The organism is Globicatella sanguinis (genome assembly GCF_002847845.2).
GTDB lineage: Bacteria > Bacillota > Bacilli > Lactobacillales > Aerococcaceae > Globicatella > Globicatella sanguinis.
The window spans coordinates 2,236,374-2,252,303 of sequence record NZ_CP126962.1 but is presented as its reverse complement, the minus strand read 5'-3'; the positions used below and the strand labels follow the sequence as shown (position 1 = coordinate 2,252,303).

Annotated in this window: 22 protein-coding genes; 5 read left to right on the top strand and 17 right to left on the bottom strand. The window is 35.3% G+C overall.

The window, feature by feature from the left end:
- The first annotated feature begins 10 nt into the window (after positions 1-10).
- The 3 genes from CYJ72_RS09985 to CYJ72_RS09975 are packed head-to-tail and all read left to right on the top strand — an operon-like array spanning position 11 to position 2,088.
- Complete coding sequence (locus tag CYJ72_RS09985) at positions 11-463, top strand: ROK family protein (RefSeq protein WP_284629733.1); 453 nt, start codon at positions 11-13, stop codon at positions 461-463.
- 17 nt (positions 464-480) lie between these two features.
- Entirely contained in the window at positions 481-1,164 is a 684-nt protein-coding gene (locus tag CYJ72_RS09980; protein WP_066124595.1) for an N-acetylmannosamine-6-phosphate 2-epimerase, read from the top strand.
- A gap of 12 nt (positions 1,165-1,176) precedes the next feature.
- On the top strand, positions 1,177-2,088 hold the full coding sequence (locus CYJ72_RS09975) for a dihydrodipicolinate synthase family protein (RefSeq protein ID WP_101813131.1): 912 nt from the start codon (positions 1,177-1,179) through the stop codon (positions 2,086-2,088).
- 401 nt (positions 2,089-2,489) lie between these two features.
- On the opposite strand, the gene CYJ72_RS09970 is transcribed toward CYJ72_RS09975, so the two are convergent.
- From CYJ72_RS09970 to CYJ72_RS09940, 7 genes are all read right to left on the bottom strand, one after another.
- A complete protein-coding gene (locus tag CYJ72_RS09970) occupies positions 2,490-3,122 on the bottom strand; it encodes a CHAP domain-containing protein (RefSeq protein ID WP_284629732.1) in 633 nt (210 codons plus the stop codon).
- Positions 3,097-3,333, bottom strand: a complete 237-nt coding sequence (locus CYJ72_RS09965; RefSeq protein ID WP_066124588.1) for a phage holin — start codon at positions 3,331-3,333, stop codon at positions 3,097-3,099. Before CYJ72_RS09965 ends, CYJ72_RS09970 begins: the two co-directional genes overlap by 26 nt.
- Positions 3,323-3,565 carry a hypothetical protein gene (locus CYJ72_RS09960; RefSeq protein ID WP_066124586.1) on the bottom strand — a complete coding sequence of 81 codons (243 nt, stop codon included), beginning with the start codon at positions 3,563-3,565 and terminating at the stop codon, positions 3,323-3,325. The genes CYJ72_RS09965 and CYJ72_RS09960 overlap by 11 nt, the downstream gene beginning before the upstream one ends.
- A gap of 64 nt (positions 3,566-3,629) precedes the next feature.
- Positions 3,630-3,881 (bottom strand): DUF2922 domain-containing protein, encoded by a 252-nt coding sequence (locus CYJ72_RS09955; protein WP_066124583.1) that lies wholly within the window; start codon positions 3,879-3,881, stop codon positions 3,630-3,632.
- Positions 3,882-3,894: 13 nt separating this feature from the next.
- Complete coding sequence (locus tag CYJ72_RS09950) at positions 3,895-4,095, bottom strand: DUF1659 domain-containing protein (RefSeq protein WP_066124581.1); 201 nt, start codon at positions 4,093-4,095, stop codon at positions 3,895-3,897.
- Positions 4,096-4,561: 466 nt separating this feature from the next.
- Positions 4,562-5,041 carry a sigma-70 family RNA polymerase sigma factor gene (locus CYJ72_RS09945; protein WP_284629731.1) on the bottom strand — a complete coding sequence of 160 codons (480 nt, stop codon included), beginning with the start codon at positions 5,039-5,041 and terminating at the stop codon, positions 4,562-4,564.
- 13 nt (positions 5,042-5,054) lie between these two features.
- Complete coding sequence (locus tag CYJ72_RS09940; RefSeq protein ID WP_066124577.1) at positions 5,055-5,279, bottom strand: helix-turn-helix domain-containing protein; 225 nt, start codon at positions 5,277-5,279, stop codon at positions 5,055-5,057.
- Positions 5,280-6,157: 878 nt separating this feature from the next.
- Here CYJ72_RS09940 and ald point away from each other — a divergent pair.
- Positions 6,158-7,264, top strand: coding sequence for an alanine dehydrogenase (ald, locus tag CYJ72_RS09935; RefSeq protein ID WP_284629730.1), 1,107 nt, complete (start codon positions 6,158-6,160; stop codon positions 7,262-7,264).
- 457 nt (positions 7,265-7,721) lie between these two features.
- Here ald and CYJ72_RS09930 read toward each other — a convergent pair whose 3' ends face one another.
- The 10 genes from CYJ72_RS09930 to lacD form a co-directional block, all read right to left on the bottom strand.
- On the bottom strand, positions 7,722-8,168 hold the full coding sequence (locus CYJ72_RS09930) for a type II toxin-antitoxin system HicB family antitoxin (RefSeq protein ID WP_284629729.1): 447 nt from the start codon (positions 8,166-8,168) through the stop codon (positions 7,722-7,724).
- A gap of 15 nt (positions 8,169-8,183) precedes the next feature.
- The gene (locus CYJ72_RS09925; RefSeq protein WP_066124893.1) at positions 8,184-8,384 is read right to left on the bottom strand and encodes a type II toxin-antitoxin system HicA family toxin; all 201 of its coding nucleotides are present in this window, start codon (positions 8,382-8,384) and stop codon (positions 8,184-8,186) included.
- Positions 8,385-8,540: 156 nt separating this feature from the next.
- On the bottom strand, positions 8,541-9,563 hold the full coding sequence (locus tag CYJ72_RS09920; protein ID WP_284629728.1) for a PTS system mannose/fructose/sorbose family transporter subunit IID: 1,023 nt from the start codon (positions 9,561-9,563) through the stop codon (positions 8,541-8,543).
- Positions 9,553-10,365 (bottom strand): PTS mannose/fructose/sorbose/N-acetylgalactosamine transporter subunit IIC, encoded by an 813-nt coding sequence (locus CYJ72_RS09915; RefSeq protein ID WP_284629727.1) that lies wholly within the window; start codon positions 10,363-10,365, stop codon positions 9,553-9,555. Before CYJ72_RS09915 ends, CYJ72_RS09920 begins: the two co-directional genes overlap by 11 nt.
- A 14-nt stretch (positions 10,366-10,379) precedes the next feature.
- Complete coding sequence (gene agaV, locus CYJ72_RS09910) at positions 10,380-10,856, bottom strand: PTS N-acetylgalactosamine transporter subunit IIB (RefSeq protein ID WP_284629726.1); 477 nt, start codon at positions 10,854-10,856, stop codon at positions 10,380-10,382.
- Positions 10,857-10,891: 35 nt separating this feature from the next.
- Positions 10,892-11,176: a preprotein translocase subunit YajC gene (locus CYJ72_RS09905; protein ID WP_284629725.1), complete on the bottom strand. Its 285-nt coding sequence runs from the start codon at positions 11,174-11,176 to the stop codon at positions 10,892-10,894.
- The gene (locus CYJ72_RS09900; protein WP_284629724.1) at positions 11,176-11,610 is read right to left on the bottom strand and encodes a PTS sugar transporter subunit IIA; all 435 of its coding nucleotides are present in this window, start codon (positions 11,608-11,610) and stop codon (positions 11,176-11,178) included. The genes CYJ72_RS09905 and CYJ72_RS09900 overlap by 1 nt, the downstream gene beginning before the upstream one ends.
- Complete coding sequence (nagA, locus tag CYJ72_RS09895) at positions 11,607-12,782, bottom strand: N-acetylglucosamine-6-phosphate deacetylase (protein ID WP_284629723.1); 1,176 nt, start codon at positions 12,780-12,782, stop codon at positions 11,607-11,609. The genes CYJ72_RS09900 and nagA overlap by 4 nt, the downstream gene beginning before the upstream one ends.
- 17 nt (positions 12,783-12,799) lie before the next feature.
- Entirely contained in the window at positions 12,800-13,966 is a 1,167-nt protein-coding gene (locus tag CYJ72_RS09890) for an AgaS family sugar isomerase (RefSeq protein ID WP_066124898.1), read from the bottom strand.
- Between the two features lie 15 nt (positions 13,967-13,981).
- Positions 13,982-14,977, bottom strand: coding sequence for a tagatose-bisphosphate aldolase (gene lacD, locus CYJ72_RS09885; protein WP_284629722.1), 996 nt, complete (start codon positions 14,975-14,977; stop codon positions 13,982-13,984).
- A gap of 162 nt (positions 14,978-15,139) precedes the next feature.
- Here lacD and CYJ72_RS09880 point away from each other — a divergent pair, with 162 nt between their 5' ends.
- Positions 15,140-15,910 carry a DeoR/GlpR family DNA-binding transcription regulator gene (locus tag CYJ72_RS09880; RefSeq protein WP_284629721.1) on the top strand — a complete coding sequence of 257 codons (771 nt, stop codon included), beginning with the start codon at positions 15,140-15,142 and terminating at the stop codon, positions 15,908-15,910.
- The last annotated feature ends 20 nt before the right edge of the window (positions 15,911-15,930 follow it).

Here is a 15,930-nt window from a genome sequence, read left to right as displayed (position 1 = left end):
TGCTGCTATAATGATCAATGGGAAATTATATCAAGGTCATTCTTATACAGCAGGGGAAATCGGATATTTACCAATTGACGGGCATTATTTTCAAGACATCGCATCAGCAAGTTTTTTAACAGAAAATGCCACTATTGCATTACGGCGTGATATTAATGGAGAAGAATTCTTCGAATTATTAATTTCAGGCAACCCAGCAATTAGAAAAATATATGATAAATTCATTAAAAATTTAGCTCAAGGATTATTAATAATTCAATACTTATTAAATCCTGATTTAATCATTCTTGGAGGTGGAATATTAGCCCAAGACAAACTGATAATACCAGATGTTGTTGCTGAAATTTCTAATATTTCAGTGCATAATCATTTTATTCAAAGTAACATTGTTCCGGCAAAATTAGGTAATAAAGCTGGATTACTGGGTGCATTATATTATTTTAAAACAGAAAACAATTTGTAAAATAGAAAGGATGTATTATGAGTATCATTGAATCATTAAAAGGTGGTTTAATTGTTTCTTGTCAAGCTTTACCAGGTGAACCATTATATCGTGAAGAAGGTGGGATCATGGTTCTTATGGCAAAAGCAGCATTAGAAGCAGGCGCAATCGCTATTAGGACAGAAGGAATAAAAGACATAAAACAAATTAAGGAAGAATTAAATGTACCTGTTATAGGCTTAATAAAAAAAGAATACCCAAATTATGAACCATACATAACAGTTACCATGGCAGAAATAGATGCATTGGTTGAAGCAAAATGTGATATCATTGCAATGGATGCTACTTTTTCAAAAAGAGCTGACGGTTCAATCAATAATTTTGTAAAAAATATTAAAGAAAAATACCCTAATCAACTTCTTATGGCAGACATTTCAACTTTAGAAGAAGGTTTGAATGCTGAAAAAATAGGTTTTGATTTAATAGGAACAACTATGAGTGGCTATACTGCTGGAACTTCTGACAAGAAAAATGGACCAGATTTTCAATTGATGAAAGAATTAGTTGAAAATACTCGTACACCAATTGTCGCAGAGGGACGAATTCATACTCCTAAAGATTTGGAGATGGCTTTTAACCAAGGAGTTTACACTGCGGTAGTAGGTGGAGCAATAACAAGACCACTTGAAATCACGAAAAAGTTTATTAATGTTATTAAATAAAAGGAGATTATAATGAAAAATTTAGAAAAATACAAAGGAATTATTCCAGCATTTTATGCTTGCTATGACGACAATGGCGATGTTAGTCCCGAAAGAACACAAAAATTAGCTCAGTATTATTTAGATAAAGGTGTTAAAGGTTTGTATGTAGGGGGTTCCTCAGGTGAATGCATTTATCAAAATATAGAGGAAAGAAAGGTCATTCTTGAAAATGTAATGGAAGTGGTTGGAAATAAGATGACAATTATAGCACATGTTGCCGCTCCGTCTACCAGAGATAGTATAGAATTAGCTAAACATGCTGCTAATTTAGGAGTTGATGCCTTAGCCGCAATTCCGCCAATATATTTCACTTTACCTGAATATTCTATTGAAGAGTATTGGACTGAAATGATTCAAGCTGCTAAAATTGATTTCATCATTTATAATATACCTCAAACAACAGGTTATGCCTTAACATCAAATTTATTGAATAAAATGTTAGAAAATGAGAATGTTATCGGAGTTAAAAATTCTTCAATGCCAGTTCAGGATATTCTTACTTGGAAACTAAATTCTAAGAAAGATATAATAGTCTTCAATGGGCCCGATGAACAATTCGTAGGTGGCAGAATTATGGGTGCAGATGGTGGAATAGGAGGTACTTATGGTGTTATGCCAGAACTGTTTTTAGCAGCAGATAAAGCGATACAGAACAGTAATATATCGTTAGCTACTGAAATTCAATTTGAGATTACAAATATTATCTTTGAAATGGTGAAGGCTAAAGCCAATATATATGCCATTATGAAAAAAGTCCTAGAAAAAGATGGACTTCAACTCGGTGGTGTACGTTCTCCATTAACCAATGTAACTGATGAAGACCTTGTAATTGTGAATAAGATAAGTAAAATGATTACTTCAGCAATTAATAAATATTGTTGATTTGCAAGTTCCTAAAATAGCTAAAATGATAGTTCTACTGACCTATCTAAATTTTAAGCAACGTATATTAACTTTTAATTGGGTTGTTTAAAAATGCAAATAATTTATCTATTTAGTAATTGTTAAAATTTAAATATTGGACAATATTTAAACAATCTTCATATATAGTGAATGTTCCAAACATGTTTTCGGGGCATTCACTATTATTCTTCTAGTTCTCTTATGCTTTTTCTAATTGTATTAATACGTCTTTTCTCTATTATTTATTTTTAATTTAATACTGATATTAGGGTTGACTATCCAATATAGCTTATATACTATCTCATTAAAATTATCACTGAATTATTAAAACCAAAAAAATCGCCATTACCAACTTGGTACAGCGATCCTTTCGTTACTATTCAATTCTTTAGGCCTAAAAGTTTTTGATTCACCAGCTTCTGGACTACCACCGCATCATACCCTGCTTGGGTAAGGCGTCTAACACGTTCAGCGCCATTGCCCCATAACCCTCGAATAACTTCCAATGCTAACTCTGAAACTGATTTTGCTGGTGCTTTGACCGTTGATTCTTGATAAACCGGTCTAGCATAACCAGCAATCCGCCAATCTTGTTTTTGATAATAAACCTTACGAACTTGGCGCAATGAATTCCCTTCTATTGTAATCACAAAATCATTCCCTACTTGAATGACAAATCCTATATGATCACAAAAACCATTGCCATCCCAATCAAAAAAGATAATATCTCCCACTTGTGGACTTACTTTTCCTAACCAAATGCCTTTCTGGCGCATTATTTCACGATGACGGTTAACGCCACACTCACGTCCAATTTGACTGGACAAACCAATTTTATCAGCAATAAATGTTACGAACAAATCACACCAGTCATCACTATATTTGACCCGATAGCCTACTGGTAAAGGTTCGACTCGGTTATAAGCGTCAACCATCGCTTGATGTTTAGAAGAATGTTGAACCATCCCAATATATTGTTGTAATTCATTAAGCAAAGTTTGTTTGGACGGCATAATGTCCCCCTCCTTGATTGTGATAATTATTAGATGATAACTGTAATAAACTACCTAAAAATACTGCTAATAAATTAACCAGTGTTACCCACTTTTCGGTCATTGACCAATTAAATATCGGACCTAATCCCCCGATTAATACTGAAAATGCTGGTAAAAAGACCAATGCTACCCACTTTAAAAAATCATAAGATTGATTACTAAGCTGCATCCTGATTACCTCTTTTCTGAATTTGTTCTACTCGATTCAAGCGTTGCTCATGATGATCGTACAGTTTAATTAATTGCTTTTGAATTAAATGATGATGATTAATCTCAGACTGCAAAAAGTCTAAGCGACCAATTAATTGTTGAATGGCTGCGATTAAATTGTAGAGTTTCGTAATTAAGGTAATGACGGCGACTAATGCACTAGCTAAAGCACCTAATTCAATCAGACTCATTTCAATTCCTCCTTTCTTTAATAAAAGGAGCAGGTGTTCAATTCACCCACTCCTTTACTTACCCTTAAACTGCCGGTTCGTTTTCCACATTGTAGATTTCATCTACAGTACGTTTAACATAACGAGCGCCGACATTGGTTACATAAGGATCTCCTGAGTCATCTACAAAGATATTGGCTTCGATTAAATCTTGAGCAGCTTTTTCAGTTGTCACACGGTCCAAACCTAAACTTGGTTCCGGAACACGTACTACTTTTGCTTTCCCTGCAGCATTTTTAATTTGTAATTCTAAATTTGTTGTTGTTACTTCTGCCATAATTTAATTCCTCCTAGTCAATTTCGTAATTTTCAGTTACGCTGGTTTTATTAAACGGTTCATCTACTAATGTTTCAATTGCACTACGAACTTTTATAATCTCTGCCTCTGGGGCATCATTCATCAAATTATTAAAATTCATTGTGCGTACTGCTTTTTTATCCTCACCTACTAGTTTCATTGATAATTTTCCACTTTTAAATGTTTTTGCCATAGGGGCAACCTCCTTAAAATTTTGTTGTAGTTCCGGACGCTACACCTAATAAGTACCCCGAAAGCGCATTTTTCGGACAAAAATACACATCAATGATGATTTATTGACTAGTGAATATTGAAATGACAAAGTTTTAACAGGTCCACAGAACCAAGTAAAAGTAACCCAACCTCCTCAATGTTAACTATAATACCCCTACGCTCTAACAGGTCGATGAGTCCCTGAACCCTTTTGTGCACACCTTTCTGTCATCGATTAATCAATCTTCTGCTCTAACGTTTATATTTCACTTTGTCGCTCATCAGACCTGAACTTTTCATATATCACACAGTCCTTCTATTTTTAATTTCAATTAGTAGCTCATCGAACCTAGACTTTTCATTTTCACCAAGCTAAACTTCTCGCTTCAACTTTTCATTTATCACACAATCACTCTTCTCGCTTCAACTTTTCATTTATCACATTGTCAATCTTCACGCTTCAACTTTTCAATCAACCGATCGCGCCAACGACGAATGGTGCGATATTCTCGGTGATAAATCTCGGCTAACTGAGTTAATTGATAGCCCTCATACAAATACTGTAAGAATTCCTGTTCTCGTGGTGTTAAGGTATTGGGTAGGGACAAGACAAATTTTTTAAAGACTAAATTAGCATCTTCTTGGGTTTGATTAATTAAAAAGGTTTCGTCTACAGGCACCCATTGATGACGCTTTTGTTGGCGTAACAATTTAAACAGTCGCCAACGCATCCCGTGCCGTAAGTATGCTTCCATATTTTCCACTTGGTGTTTTGATGTTAACAAGCGTTTTAATTCCTCAAATAAATGAAGGCGTAATTCCTGAGCAAAATCTTCATAGTCATGACGGTTTGGATAAATCTGGTACTCTTTCAAAACATGATGGATCAACAATTCATATTCTTCCAATAAACACTCTATCTTCATCGAATGACCTCCTTTAAAATTTCGGATGAAATATGCGAATAATCTCACGGTCTGTTAATTTCAGAAAGCGACTAATTAAATTGACTACTTCCAAACTGGGAATCGTATGCCCTTGAAGCGTGCGTGACATCGTATTGCGAGAAATACCGACTTGGTCTGCAACCTGACAAGCTTTTAAACGTCGTTGATTGATGGCTTTTTCTAAAGCATAACGATTAATCTCATAAGGTTGTTCCACTCCCCTTCACCTCCTCTTTTGATTATTAATAAATATTAAATTACTGGCTTGTAATCCTTAGTACAATAATGCGTCTATCACATTTTTTGCTTCATAACTTCCTCTAAAAAAACACCACGATTGTGAGTCCTCCTCTCTCAATATTGTTTAATAAATATATGGATAAAAATTCTAAATTTGGTACATTGACTGAATTATAGCTTAGGTTTAAATTATTTCGCAAGCGTTTTTATAATGTAAAATAACTTTGAAAATAATCAGCTTAACGATTTGAAAAACCACTAGCAAACAGTGTAATCGCGATGAAAACATTTTTTATGAAAATTACAAACAAAGTCGGTCACAATCGCTCTCATAAAACTAACTTTGTGAAATATCCACTAATCTTTGTGAATAAATGTTAGTAATAACTTGCTTCTATGAAAACAATCCATCCAAATGTCTTTTGCGTTTTTACTATGAAAAAGATGAAAACTAGATGAGTTTCCTACAGTTAACGAAATAAAGTCGCTAAGAATGCTGATTTAAAAACTCAACACCCTAATATAGGCTGTCCACTTTCCTCCCTAATATTGGCTGCCCCTTCTACACTTAATAATGGCTGCCCCTCATCTTCTTAAGAACTGACTACCTCTTCTCCTCCCAAATAATGACCGCCCTTGCTCCCCACAAATAGTGGCTATCCCTTCTACCTCAAATTATGACTGCCCTTTCTCCCCACAAATATGAGCTATCCCTTCTACCTCAAATTATGACTGCCATTTCTAGAACTTATGCAAGGCACTAATTTTCTATAGCATCTTCCTTTCATGTCATTTTGTGATATAATTATCAAAAAATACGTACAATATTTAATTCATTTTGAAGGAGTCATGACCATGATTATTGGTTTACCAAAAGAACAAGAAATCACTGAAAATCGTGTGGGATTAACCCCCGACAATGTTAAAGAATTAATCAACGACGGCCACCACGTTATCGTTGAACATGAAGCCGGTTTGGCATCTGGATTTAGTGATGAAGCTTATCAAGCAGCCGGAGCCACTTTAGTTGAAGAAGTTGCCAAAGTTTGGGCTGCAGAGATGGTTATCAAAGTAAAAAAGCCCTTGAAAGAAGAATATGCATACTTCCACAAAGACCTAATCCTATTTAGTTATTTACATTTAGCAGCCGATCCTGACTTAGCCCAAGCTTTATTAGACAATGAAGTCACGTGTATCGCTTATGAAACAATGGTTGACAAAGGCACCCTTCCATTACTGAAGCCCATGTCCGAAGTAGCCGGACGTATGGCGGTACAAATTGGCGCTCATCTATTAGAGAAAAATCATGGTGGACCTGGCATTTTATTCGGGGGTGTCCCTGGTGTAAAACGGGCGAATGTTACGATTATTGGGGGTGGCGTTGTCGGTCTTAATAGTGCCAAGTTAGCCTGTGGCTTAGGTGCCAATGTGACCATTATCGATATCACTCCACAACGTCTAGCCAAGATTGAACATACCCTAGGTTACCCGGTACAAACTCTAGTATCAAATGAAGCGAATATTCATGAATCGGTGGTAAATTCAGACTTAGTTATTGGTTCCGTCTTAGTGGCCGGGCGTCGTGCACCGATCTTAGTTAAGGAAGAGACTGTTCAACAAATGAAGTCTGGTTCTGTCCTAATTGATGTGGCAGTCGATCAAGGAGGGAATTTCGCAACAACCCATGAAACCACTCATTCAGAACCAACCTATGTTAAATATGGCGTAACGCACTACGCCGTTAGCAATATTCCAGGAGCGGTACCACAAACAGCTACCATTGCCTTAACCAATGCATCATTATTCTATACAAAAGAAATCGCCAATAAAGGCATCATCCAAGCTGCCAAAAATAATCACACCATCTTAACAGGCATTAATACTTATCAAGGCCATATAACCAATTTAGCTGTGGCAGAATCACAAGACCGCGAATTTGTTGCCTTAGAAGCATTAATTTAATTCAGGATGCTAAATGTGACTTTGTTACGCATCTTACTTAAATTTATAGCACTAGATACATTCATTTAATTCAATATGCTAAACGCGTCTTCACTACGCAACTTACTTGAATTTATAGCACTAGATACATTAATTAATTCAATACAAAGCAAATAGGGAGTGGACTTGAAGTAGAAAACCGATTGATTTTCACTTCGTCTGTCCACTCCCGCAAAGCAAAGTAGATGAGGTTATAAATGAGTCAGTAAGACGAAGTTTTAACCCCCCTCTGCCACTGCGATTTTAATTAACGCTCAATAACTCGACTGAATCTCGTCCCTGACTCTCTAGATGCCTCTCAAACACTGCGCTATAAAATATACACTAATCATTCGCTTTTAAAACGTTTCTGTTTCCCCTTTTCATACAAATAAGTAAAACAATAACGAAATACTTCAAATGATTTTAAGAAGCAAATCTACGATGATTCAAACTTCTTCGCTAATATCGCTTCTGTTAAAGTTTGAGAGAAGTTTAATTGCAATTCTTTCCCAGCGATATCAGCCCATTTAGGGATTGTGAGTGTTTTTTTTACTAACTCTTGCATACCTAGATATCGAGTGACATCTGTAGTAACCATTGAAATAAATGATTGCTGTTCATCGTAATCTTGACTAAACTCCGAATCTTCTCTAAATGGATTGTGTTCAATTAATGATAACTCATTTATATTAGTTGGGATAGGCAATGTGTGATTCTCTTCAATCAAATCGGCTACTTGTATCCCCAAATACTCGGCGGCCATCATCATCGCATCCGCAAGATTTTCGCCTTGAGTAGCAGAATATTCAAAGTCAGGAAATGTAATAAAATAATTGCTCTCCTTTGGATCAAAATAAAATAAAGCGGGATAAACTACTTGCATACTCAACTTCCTTTCTTAATGATGCCATAATGCCAATAAATTGGCCTGTTTTAATATATTGCGTTCTGTACCTCTTTTTAATTCTCCATGTGGAATGATAATTGGTCGGCATCCTTTCTTTTTCATTTTTATATGGGAGCCTTTCCCCTCTCTGGTATAGGGTGTCCATCCATGCAACATCAACAATTTCATCATCTCTAATTGCGTCAAAGGCATTTATATTCTTCCTCCTATTTATTGTAGCACGTATAACACGTGTTGTACATGTTATTTGCTTTATAAAATAAAATACGGAATATATTCAATAACACTCGAAAAAAACCAAGGCAAGATGCCTTGGTTAATAGATTGAGCTTAATTTGAAGGAGGCTCTCACCAAATAGATGTCCATAAACCAAATGGACCAGCACCTAGTAATCCGATTACTAAGATTAATAAAATACATTTAATTGGTGTCCATCCTTTAAATGCTAGTAAATAATATAAGAGTAAGGTGATTGTTAGTGGTATTAATTTTGGCATGATGCCATCAAGTATCTCTTGAATATTAATTTGAACAGGTGTTTCCACATACTCAAAATAAGTCACTTTATAATTACCACTTGGCAATTCCGTTATACTCGCGTCTTCTTGACCAATTGCTGGAGTTTGATCAGCCACATTTTCATAAATGATATTTTCATAATTACCTATTTCTGAGGCTGGTACTGTTTCTACAATTTCAACAGCTTCTTGAGTGGTACCATTAGGAATAACTAATCCGTTAACGGCAGTCGCTCCGTAAACACAAGTTAAGGCACCGACAACAAATACCCCTAAAATTGATGCTGCGCGTGTAAATGCCTTTGCATTTTGAGTTAAAATACCAATGGCATTTGTTCCCAAGCTATATGACCAATGCATGAGATAGTAACGAACGATAAATTGTACAATATTAAAGATTAGTAAGAATAGAATTGGTGCAAACCAATTTCCTTCTAAAGCCATTTGAGCGGTAATACCCGCTGAAATTGGAACTAAAGTCAGCCAGAAAATAGCATCCCCGATTCCCCCTAATGGTCCCATTGCAGCAACCCTAACAGCACGAATTGTTGGAATATCCGCTTTATTTTGCTCCAATGATAATACTATCCCCATTACAAACGTTACTAAAAACGGATGCGTATTGAAGAATTCTAAGTTATGCTTCATAGATGAGGACAAGTCTTCTTTGTCTTTATGGATTTTCTTTAATCCAGGTAAAATAGAATAAAGCCACCCTGCTGCTTGCATTCTTTCATAGTTAAAGGATGCTTGTAAGTTCAATGAACGCCAAATCATTTTATTTAATGTTTTCTTATCTAGCGTTTCAGCAGGTGTTAAGTCATTATAATTATTTGGAATATTAGATACCATCTTCTTCACCTCCAAAATCGTTGTTTGCAACATTATTGGCTAATTTTGTTTGAACTTGGTAATCCCAATATGCCAAACCAAATCCAATAATTGCTAGTAATAATAAAGCTGAACTTCCTAAAGATCCAACTGCATCCACAATAATCGCTAAGGCGAATCCCATAAAATAGAAGCCCCATAATTCTCGTGAAATCATTACTTTAAGTAAAATCGCAAATCCGACAAAACGCATCATATTCCCAGCAGCTCCTAAACCAGCCATAATCCAAGGATGTTGATTGAAGAATCCAGTAATGACATTTCCGAACTGTTGTCCTCCGATAAAGAATAAAGTCACAATTAGAGCAAAAATCACTCCCAGAATAGCCATCGCAGAATAATTTAACTTAACAATCCCATCAGTGTCTGCTTCTTCTGCCATTTGATCTGCTTTGGTCATCATTGGTGACATTGCTGTAAAGAGCATGGTAATACCATACTGTCCTAGTAAGGCAAATGGAATCGCTGCCCCAACAGCACCGGCTGGATCAAGTTTTAGAGAGATTGCTAAAACTGTGGCCATAATACCACCGATAACCGCGTTTGGTGGCTGTGCTCCCCCTACTGGCATGTTACCAATTGTCATTAATTGATAAGTCCCACCAACGACCAAACCTGTTCTTAAGTCACCTAAAATCAAACCGATTACGGGTCCTAATACGATAGGTTGATACAAAGATTCCAACAGGTTAAACTGATCGATCGCTGCAACAAATGTTACAATAAAAACTAATAATATCTGAATTATATTAAAGTCTTGCATCTTTTTTCACCTCATTATTTAAATAATTTTTCAATATTTTCCGCTGATTCTTGAGGTACTCTTCGAATCTCGAGTTCAACACCGAGACGTTTTAATTCTTTAAATGTTTCAATATCATTATCATCTACTGCTACTGAACCAACAATTTGTCGTTTTCCTTCAGCCATGTGCATATTACCAATATTTACTTTCTTAATCGGTACACCTCCCTTGACTAAAGTCAAAACATCTTGTGGTGTCTCACAAATAATAAAAATCTTCTGTCTATCAGCTGCTTTATGGATAATATCAATGGTCTTTTGCAATGAAAAGTAACGTGTTTGTGCTGCTGTTGGCGCTGCCATATCCATTAAGCCTTGTCTAGTCTTATTAGTGCTCACTTCATCATTAGCAACTAAAAGTAAATTAGCTCCTATTGAACCAGTCCATTGGGTTGCAACTTGACCATGTATTAGTCGATTATCAATTCTTGTTAATAAAATATTTGGCATTTATTTTTCCTCCTTCTCATATAAAACGATTACAATTATGGTGTGATAATTTCTGAAATGGCAAATCTAGAGACCGTCATTATCGCACCACTCTTAATTGAAATATCACACGTTTCGTCATCTACCTTGACGACTGTACCAAAGATACCATTTGAAAATTCAACATAATCTCCTGATTTAAGATTAAGATGTATTTGTTCAAATTTCTCTCTCTGATAAGTAAACTTCTTTCTTACAGATAGTGAATAGAGTAAAATTCCGATAATGGTGAAAGCTACAAAACATAATGCGGTTAGAGTCACGATTTGCCAAACAGCCATTAAATCCCCTCCTCAACTTTCTCTTCGTCAGTGTCAAAACTAATCTCTGGGGAACTAACTGCTATACGTCCAACTTCCACTATTTGATTAGCTAATTTATCAACATTATCTTCCACTTTGGATAATAATTGTCCTTCAATCATCATGGATAAATTAGTTCCTGTTAAGACTCTAACTTTTTCAAATTCTTGACTGATTACCATTGAGGTATTGAACGGTGTTCCCCCTAATAAGTCTGTAAGTACTAAAACGCCTTTATACTGATCGCTATATTTAGTAAAGACTTCATTCAATTGATGATGATACTCATTTAAATCCATTCCATCTTCAAAGCGAACAATTGAGACATTCTCTGCATGTCCCGCAATCATTTCAAAAGCTTTATAAATTCCATCTGCAAATTCTCCATGCCCTGTTACGACAATACCTATCATTGATTCCCCTCCAAATGTGCTTCATATACTTTTTGGCCATTTAAATAAGTGGCTTCTAATTCATTATTTTGATTTAAGACAATGAAATCAGCATCAAATCCTAGTTTAATTGCACCACATTTTTCTTCAATTCCAACAGATTTTGCGGCATTAATACTAGCCATTCTCACTGCTGAAGGTAAGTCTACAATACCCCAGTCAACGATATTTTTTACAGCTTCATTCATTTTTAGGATTGATCCTGCTAAAGAACCGCCCTCTACTAATCGAGCGCAACCATCTTTAACTTCAACTTCAAATTCGCCTAGTCTTGATCTTCCATCCCCTAATCCAGCCGCTCTCATAGAATCAGTAATTAAAATCACTTCTTCTACACCACGACTTTTTACTAATACTTCAATTGCCTTTGGATGGACATGTTGTCCATCTGCAATCACTTCTGCATAACAATGTTCCAAAGTCATTGTTGCGCCTACCATACCAGGTTCACGATGGTGTAATCCAGACATTCCATTATATGTATGAATAAAAATATTAGCACCAGCTTTAACCGCTTTCTCAGCTTGTTTAAAGCTTGCCTCGCTATGTGCGAGGCCAACTTTAATATTTTGACTTTGAGCATATTCTACAAAAGGAATAACGTGTTCTCGTTCTGGAGCTAAGGCAATTTTTTTAATCAGTTGATTAGAAAGTGCTTGCCAATTTTTGAGTTCCTCAATGACAGGATCACTCATGTAATCAGGATTTTGAGCACCTTTATGTTTGGTAGTAAAATAAGGTCCTTCTAAAAAGATTCCTTGAATTTTTGCGCCTTTAATATTTTGATAATTTTCACCTATTAATTGACAAACATCATTCAATGACTGACGACTAGAAGTTAATGTCGTAGGTAACCAAGATGTTACACCTGTGCTTAATAACCCTTGTGCGATGGTATTTAAGCCTTCTATCTCCCCATCCATAACATCTTTTCCTAAAAATCCATGGATATGTGTTTCGACAAAACCAGGTCCCACAATTTTATTTGAATAATCAATTAAAGTATATTCTCCATTCAATTGGGAATCATATTCATAAAGACCCATAAATTTTCCGTCTTTTACCTCTAGATAGACATTTTCTAATACTTTATCAGTTAAAATTAATTTTCCTATTTCATAAATCTCAGACATTCACTTCACGCTTTCAGCTATTTTTCAAACGGATGGATCGTAACGCCTTTTACTACTCGATTAACCGTACCGGTTTTCGAAGGTGTATCAGGGGTATTATCCACAGCTATCGAACTTAATAATGCATAAATTTGTCCAAAAACAACGTATGGTAATACTAAATATCCTTCTTCTACGTGTTCTGTTAATGCAATATCAAAATGGGTAAAGCCATCGATTTGAGGATTATCCCCACCGACAACAATCATCGATTTAGCAATCTTGTCAGCAGCAATTTCAGTCATCAAATCAAGCTCATATTGACGTGCATAAGCATCTTCAGACTGGTACAAAATAATAGCTGTTTGATCATTCACGATTGATTTCGGTCCATGTCTAAATCCTAAAACTGTCTCATATAAAGTTGTTTTAGCTCCAGCGGTTAATTCTAAAATCTTTAATTGCGTTTCATGGGCTAGTCCAAAGTATACGCCTGAACCCAAGTAAACAACACGCTCAACATTTAAATCCACTAAAGCTTGAATTTGCTCTTCTTTGTCAAAAATACCTTCCGTCGTTTCAATCATTTGTTCTACCCAAGCTTTCTTTTGCTCAAATGAACGATTATCAAAAATTAATAAACTGGTTAAATACATACATGAAAAGGCGCCAGTCATCGCAAATCCTAAATCATTCGACAGTTCCGGTTGTAATAATAGTAAGTTTTTATCATCACCATGAGAATTTTTTGCTAATTGACCTTCTTTAGAACAAGTTATCGTAATTTGATATAAGTCAGACACTAATTGTTGTGCTAACTTAACAGTCGCGACACTCTCTGGAGAATTACCTGAACGTGCATATGATACTAATAAAGTCGGTTGGGTTTCTTTAAAATATACCGTTGGGTTGGTGACTAAATCTGTTGTCGCTACATCTAAGTATTCCCAACTTAAATCTTCTTGCGTTTTCATAATTTGTGGCAATAAGGTCTCGCCAACATAAGCAGAAGTGCCTGCACCAGTAAAAATGACTTTTACAGAATCATGTTTTTCCTTAATGTTATTTAAAAAAGTTTCAATAGTTTCACGTTTTGATTCGATCGTTTCTAATACTTCACGCCACAACTTAGGCTGTTGACGAATCTCACGAGTAGTATTGACAGCACCTAATCGCTCTAATTCTTCAGTTGAATAATTAAACATGTTTCATCACCTTTCTTATTCATTAACACCAATTTTTTCAGTCCATGGAGTGGCAGTTTTAGTAAGTACATCATTCAATCCATTGATATTTTCTTTTCCTTGGGTTGATAACCATTCACGTGCCGCTTGGTCACCTTCTTGAACAAATATGCCAACTGAATCTTTCCATGTCGCACGACCACATAAAACACCATTAAAACGACTGCCCGATTCCTTAGCAAAAACTAAAGTGTCTTGGAATAACTCACTGGATACACCGGCTGATAAGAAAATATATGGTAAATGAGTCGCCTCGTCCTGTGCTTTAAAGTGGGCTTTTGCTTCATCTTGTGACATAATAAAGTCTTCTTTAGCAAAACCTTCAACATATTCCATATTGACCGGCACTTCTACTTTTAAAACATCGACATTATATTGAGGTTTAGAAAATTCTTTCATCGCTTCAATTACTTTATGGGGTTTAACAGCTGCGTATTCTTTAGATTTAACATCGTCCATTTGATGGTCATAGGTTAAAATTTCTAAGAAAAATGGTATATCTTCTGCTAAACATTCAGAACCAATTCGTTCCACAAAGGCGTATTTTTGTTCATTAATGGCATCACTTTCATCAATATCATAGTAAAGTAAGAATTTTACTGCATCTGCCCCGATTTCTTTAATACGTTTAGCTGACCATTCTCCTAATAAATCAGGCAATCGACCTGGTTCAGTCGCATCATAACCAGTCTCTTCATAAGCTAATAATAATCCTGCTTTTGCATCTCTAACTTTTGTAGCGGGTAATCCATATTCAGGATCTAATAAAATTGATGACGCATAAGGGGTTAAAACTTCTGAAATTGAGATTTTAAATGCTTCAACTGCTGCTTGAATATCTTCAACAGCTCCCTTTGATTCAATCATCTTTCGAATTGATCCTCGCTGATCAATGGCTAAAGCTGAGATGACATGGTCATTGGTAGACAGTTTTTCTAACTTTTCGAATTTGCTTTTTGAAATAATGTGCATTTTTGTCCTCCATCCTTCTAAAAAAACATTTAACATCATTACACTAACAATATAACGCATCATCGAACAAAAGTCAACATTAAGTTGACATTTTATATACAAAATAATATATTATATATAGTAATTCGAACATATCCAAACATATTTAGAAAGGAGTCTTTTATGCTAAAAGAAGAACGCCAGCGCTTGATTGAAGAATTACTAAAAAACAATAGTGTCATTTCAAATACAGATATTTTAAATTTATCAAATGTGACTGAAATGACGATTCGCAGAGATCTAAAGGAAATGGAAGAAAAAGGTCTATTGATTCGAATTCACGGAGGAGCCAAAAGCATTAATACAGATGCAGATGCGACTAACCCCAAAAGAGAATTTAGCCATATCCGTAAGCGCACAATCAATCGTCCCCAGAAAAAACATGTTGCACAACTAATCGCAAAAGAAATTAATGAAGGCGATACCGTTTTTCTTGGTTCAGGAACCACTGTTGAAATGGTGTATGATTATTTAACCGTGCCAAACATTCAGGTTGTGACCAATTCAATGTTAGTATTTGAAAAATTTAAATTAGATAAACGATATGAAACGATCTTGATTGGTGGCGTTTATCGCGATGTTTCAGCCTCATTTCATGGAACGATTTCCGATCAAGTAGCAGAAAACTTCCATGTACAAAAAGCATTCATATCAGCCAATGGCATTTTAAACAATAATATTTATGATGCTGTTGCCGAAGAAGGTCTAACTCAAAAAATCATTTTCGAAAATGCTAAAATAAAATATTTAGCGGTTGATTCAAGTAAATTTGATAAAAAAGATTTCTATCAATTTTATCAAACACAAGATTTGGATTTTATTTTGACTGATAATGAGATATCTTTTGATACATTGGAACAATATAGTAAATTCTGTAAAATTATATCTAGATAAAATAAACATGGAGGTATTTT